Origin of the sequence: Nocardioides sp., assembly GCF_041600255.1 — a bacterium.
Taxonomy (GTDB): Bacteria; Actinomycetota; Actinomycetes; order Propionibacteriales; family Nocardioidaceae; genus Nocardioides.
This window is the reverse complement of sequence record NZ_JBFIKK010000234.1, coordinates 1-2249: the sequence shown is the minus strand read 5'-3', so window position 1 is coordinate 2249 and position 2249 is coordinate 1. Positions and strand designations below refer to the sequence as shown.

The following is a 2249-nucleotide window of genomic DNA, read 5'->3' as shown; positions in this document are numbered from 1 at the left end:
GTCGTCGGCGACGAGGTCCGTGTACGACGGGACGTACCAGACCAGACGGTCGCGCTGACCGAGCAGTCGCAGGGACACCGCCGCGTTGTCCGCCCGCAGCACCTGGTCGTTGCTCATCGCCTCGGCGGCGCCCCACAGGACGATGCCCGGGGTCGGCTCGACCAGCAGCGATCCGCGCCGGTCGCCCCAGCATCCGTCCCCCGCGTAGGCCTGGGCGCGATCGACCTCGACGGCCAGCCCGGCGTACGTCGGGTCGTCGCAGGCGGACTGCCTCGGTTCCCGGACCCGGACCCGGACCGACTCCGCGTCGATGCCGAGGGCCTCGGTGGTACCCGGCCCGGGCTCGGCCAGGACGAGGAGGGCTGCGCCCAGGTCGGCCAGCAGGCGCTCCGCGGTGCTCTCCCCGAGCAGTTCGGTGCTGGTGACCAGCACCGTGGTCGAGGCGTCGGGACGGAGCCGGGTCAGCTGGTCGGCGGAGCGGGCCACCTCGACGTCGACGCCCTCGTCGGCCAGCACCCGAGCGACGGCCCGAGCCCCCGAGGGGTCGGGGTTGTCGGGGTCGAGCGCTGCCGTCGTCGTCACCGCACCCACCCCCAGGGCGAGCACGACCGCCACGGCCGCTGCCAGCCCTCCCGCGATGACGAGGGTCGAACGGTGCTCGCGCAGGGACGGCCGGCTCATCGGCGGATCGCGAGTTCGTCGTCGAGGCCGAGCATCGTCGCCGCCTGCTCCCGGGTGGCCGGCCGGTCGCCGTACCGGACGAGGTCGAAGAGGCGTGCGCTCTCCACCAGTCGTTCGCGCAGTGCGGGGTGCGCCGCCGCCAGCACGTCGGCGACCTCGTGCGCGGTGGCGCCCGGGGCATCGACGAGACGTCCCTGCTCGACCTGGTGCACGGCCACGGCTCGGTAGGCGTCGACCAGTGCCTCGGCGTAGCGACCCTGCTCGAGCTCCTGCTGCGCCCGGACCCGGAGCTCGAGCGCGGAGAGGGTCTCGTCGTCCAGGACCGGTCGCTGCTCGACCCGACCGGTGCCCGAGCGTCGCAGTCGGCTGAGCAGCCAGGCGCCCGCGAGGCCCAACGTGACGAAGACCAGCATGGCGGCCAGGGTGGTGAGGGCCGGCGCCTGGGCTGCGGCTCCCACACCCCGGTCGACCTGACGCCCCAGCCAGGCCAGCAGCCGCTCCACCAGGTTCGTGTCGTGGTAGACCGGATCGAGGAGCTCTCGCTGCAGCAGCCGCCGGGCCTCGGCGCCCGACGGATCCACTCCTGGGTCGAGGAGCGTCACGGGTGCAGGACTCCGGCCCGGGTCATCAGCTCCACGTCGTAGGCCTCCTTGCGGATGCGCTGGTCGAGGTACTGCACCGCGGCGACGGTGGTGGTGAACGGCGCCACGAACGCGGAGGCGATCACGGTGGCCAACGCCTGGGTCACCACCAGCGCGAGCGCGGCGTACTGCTCGGAGTCGACGCCGAGCAGGATCCCCTGACCGACGATGGAGACGGGCATGGAGAGCATGCCGCCGGCGATCTGGGCGATCACCACGGTGAGCAGCGCGATCCCGAAGGTCCGCCAGAACTGGCGACGGGTGAGGCCGAAGCCGCGACCGATCGCCCCGAAGACCCCGACCGGCTCCAGCATCAGGGCCGGGGCGGGCAGGTAGTAGACCCGGATCCAGAACCAGAACAGGAACGCCAGAAAGGCCGGGACGCTCACCAGGCCGAAGACCACCATCGTGACGAGGTCGCCGGTGAGGACCACCAGCACCCAGCTCGCGGCGTAGAGACCGAGCACCAGGAACAGGGCCGAGCCGAGGACCGCGGCGAGCCCGATCAGCTTCCAGCGCTTGCCGTACGTCGCGGCCCAGGCCTGGCCGAGGGTCAGGCGACGACCCAGCGCCGCGGCGGCCGTCACGTGCGCGATCATCCCGCCCACCAGCACCAGGCCGACCGACTGCAGCAGGGTGCCCAGCCCGAGGGAGCCGTAGGAGACGCCGAGGGAGACCATCTCGGCCGTGCCCGCCGCGTCGGCGTCCAACGACAGGCCCACGGTCCAGGTCAGGACCGCGGTCACCAGGACGGGGATGGCCATCGCCACCGCGGCGACGAGGACGGCGGAGCCGACGGTCGCCTTCGGGTTGAAGCGGATGATCCGGAACGCGGCGTCGTACATGTCGGCGAGGCCGAGCGGTCGCAACGGAATCGCTCCCGGCTTGTGTGCGGCCACCGCAGGCACCGGCGGTGGCGTGAGCCTG

At 73.0% G+C, this 2249-nt stretch carries 3 protein-coding genes; all 3 read right to left on the bottom strand.

Annotation, left to right across the window (positions count from 1 at the left end):
- On the bottom strand, positions 1–681 hold a 681-nt coding region (locus ABZE72_RS16685; RefSeq protein ID WP_372730159.1), incomplete at its 3' end, for a DUF4350 domain-containing protein.
- Complete coding sequence (locus ABZE72_RS16680; protein ID WP_372730158.1) at positions 678–1283, bottom strand: DUF4129 domain-containing protein; 606 nt, start codon at positions 1281–1283, stop codon at positions 678–680. The genes ABZE72_RS16685 and ABZE72_RS16680, both read right to left, overlap by 4 nt.
- On the bottom strand, positions 1280–2249 hold a 970-nt coding region (locus ABZE72_RS16675), incomplete at its 5' end, for a hypothetical protein (RefSeq protein WP_372730157.1). The genes ABZE72_RS16680 and ABZE72_RS16675, both read right to left, overlap by 4 nt.